The 2269-nt window shown below is 40.0% G+C and carries 3 protein-coding genes; 2 read left to right on the forward strand and 1 reads right to left on the reverse strand.

Annotated elements, in window-relative coordinates:
- Positions 1 to 609 precede the first annotated feature (609 nt).
- Positions 610 to 876, reverse strand: a complete 267-nt coding sequence (locus P8O70_00125; GenBank protein MDG2195292.1) for a hypothetical protein — start codon at positions 874 to 876, stop codon at positions 610 to 612.
- 378 nt (positions 877 to 1254) lie between these two features.
- On the opposite strand from P8O70_00125, the gene P8O70_00130 reads away from it, so the two are divergent.
- The gene (locus P8O70_00130; GenBank protein MDG2195293.1) at positions 1255 to 1638 is read left to right on the forward strand and encodes a hypothetical protein; all 384 of its coding nucleotides are present in this window, start codon (positions 1255 to 1257) and stop codon (positions 1636 to 1638) included.
- A gap of 67 nt (positions 1639 to 1705) precedes the next feature.
- Complete coding sequence (locus P8O70_00135; protein ID MDG2195294.1) at positions 1706 to 2104, forward strand: hypothetical protein; 399 nt, start codon at positions 1706 to 1708, stop codon at positions 2102 to 2104.
- Positions 2105 to 2269 lie beyond the last annotated feature (165 nt).

The raw sequence follows: 2269 nt of genomic DNA on the forward strand, positions 1-2269 counted from the left end.
CTTTGAAGAATTTTTGGCGTAATTCCCAAATTCCAAAAAATGTGAAAAACTCTTTTGTGCGATGATGCTAAATACTAATGCAATTTTCCCTTAATTTTTTCAGAAGTCTTGGTTTAAACTGGACCTATCATCAAATCGATACTTGAATTTGGGGAGAACCAATTTTCTTCAATTATGGGGATTGGTGATAATTTTTTCAAAAAATAGCCAACAAACTAGCCAACAATTTTTTTGGCTGGGGATGGTATTTTATGGAAGGATTTGGATAGAAGGAAGGGCGAATAATTCTAATAAAAACTGAATTATCAGAAATGTCGTGGAATGATTTGGATGGCTTTGGAATTTAAGGATGGTGCTGAAGGGGGAACTCGAACCTATACCCCACTCTTTCTAGGATTGCAGACCTCACTTCTCTGCACGCGTGTCCGATGGCTTCACTTTTTGAAGATAATCTTGGTTGGTTTAAGTTGAAAATATGAAGTTCTGTTTCGTATAAATTCATAGTAACAATACAATTTATTATGTTTTATAGCATTGAAAATCTTTAAAGACTCCTCGGCATTTTTTCCTCGTTTTCAATGCTGAGGAGTCAGGCCTAAAACAGGGTCTTCATCCCTCCAGATTGATAATCTGCATTGTACTCTGGTCTACTCCTACCTCATCAATGGCATCCTGATTCTCTGCCATTGCCTTTTGCATGACCTCCATGGATTCCAGTTCATGGACAACGTAAAATCGATTGGTCTCTTGGTGGTATCCAAATCCAAGATCAATTAATTTAGCATCAGAGCGGATCTTTTTGTGGCGATCACTTTCAAAGACGGTTTTGAAATGATCCCAACCCTTGGTTAACTCGGCACTAATAATGATTTTCATGGCATGTCTCCTAACTATTGATAGGGTGGTGATTTGAGAACTATGTGCCCTCAGGCATTCCGAAGTATTAGGTAGTTGACCTTTACGAACACAAAAATTCAACCTACTTGTTCGCAGAGTTAGATTACTGAGTCTGATGTTCCCTGATTTTGAATTCTAGGTCAGCAAGGGCGCTTCAATTTTTAGATGAGTGTTTGGGGCGCCAAGCTTTGATCAATGGGCTATCTACTCGATTTAATTCACAGCAAAATTGAGTGAAGATCAGATGTATTGGAGAGTGTGTTGTGAGATGCTGAAGGTCAGAAGCTGTCTGGCCCAGCACTGGTTAGGTTTGTGGTTAGTGAGGTGAAAGCAAGAGTTCTAGCATAAGGAATGTATATGACAAAAATGGAAAAACACAATAATGCTTGGGAGTTAGCACTACAAGAGAAAGATTTCTCTCTTGTAGATAAGCTCTATCACCCGAATTACCGTGGCACGGACAATTTGTTTGGTGTAGAGATGAACCTTGAGAATGATAAATCAACACTTCTTGATTACATTACAATGGTTTTGATAGGACCCAATCTCAACATTTATGAGGATGAAAAGCAGCTATATTATGAGCAATATCATAGATATAAAGACTCAGATATTTTCATGCTAGCAAAACACACTTTTAGCTATGAAAGCAAAAATATAATCAGCAGAGATATTGTTTTTGAAGAATTGAACTATGATCCCAGCGAAGGTCAGGACTGGAACTGGGTGGACTATGGGTGAGCAGCAAGCAGTTGGTTACACCATCGTAGAAATCAAATCACGGACACTAGAATAGGGAAAATGAGCTATGGCAAATGCACTAGTTGGAAAAGCCTCTGTTTCCATTACCTGTTTAGCCCCAAATGACACTGCTGCGGAAGCGTTGAGAGATTTCTTTGTGGGCCACAGAGAATTTATGGAAGAGAAAAGCTATCAGAATGGACCTTTAAGCATGGTCCACTATTCCATTTCAGAGAGTCCTGAGTATGAGCGAGATGACGCTGCTTGGGCACAAGGGAAATATCCAGAAACCACTGGCAAAACCATTTTTCATTTGTACGAGATTTATGAATCAGCAGATGGACTGCATCATCATTGGATTGAATCAGCAGAGTTTCTCCCAATTTTTAGGGAACTATGCGCAACCCATCAAATAAAAGTGGAAGTCAATAATCAGATGAGGGTAATCCAGAGTTTGTGGGACTAAATAAGGCTGAGGAGTCCTTTAACCCTTTCAAGTGACCGGAGGGGCTTAGTGGTTTGAAGAATTTGTGCAGGGGAGGAGTCCATCACCCTGAGCAATGCCTCTGTGATGCGACTCATCTCCCCTGCACAAATTCTTCAAACCACTAAGCCCCTCCGGTCACTTGAA

The organism is SAR324 cluster bacterium (assembly GCA_029245725.1).
In the GTDB taxonomy this organism is placed as follows: Bacteria; SAR324; SAR324; order SAR324; family NAC60-12; genus JCVI-SCAAA005.

Bases quoted from the DNA above. Each gene is read 5' to 3' on its own strand.
- P8O70_00135 (MDG2195294.1), top strand. From the start codon at position 1,706: ATGGCAAATGCACTAGTTGGAAAAGCCTCTGTTTCCATTACCTGTTTA.
- P8O70_00130 (MDG2195293.1), top strand. From the start codon at position 1,255: ATGACAAAAATGGAAAAACACAATAATGCTTGGGAGTTAGCACTACAA.
- P8O70_00125 (MDG2195292.1), bottom strand. From the start codon at position 876: ATGAAAATCATTATTAGTGCCGAGTTAACCAAGGGTTGGGATCATTTC.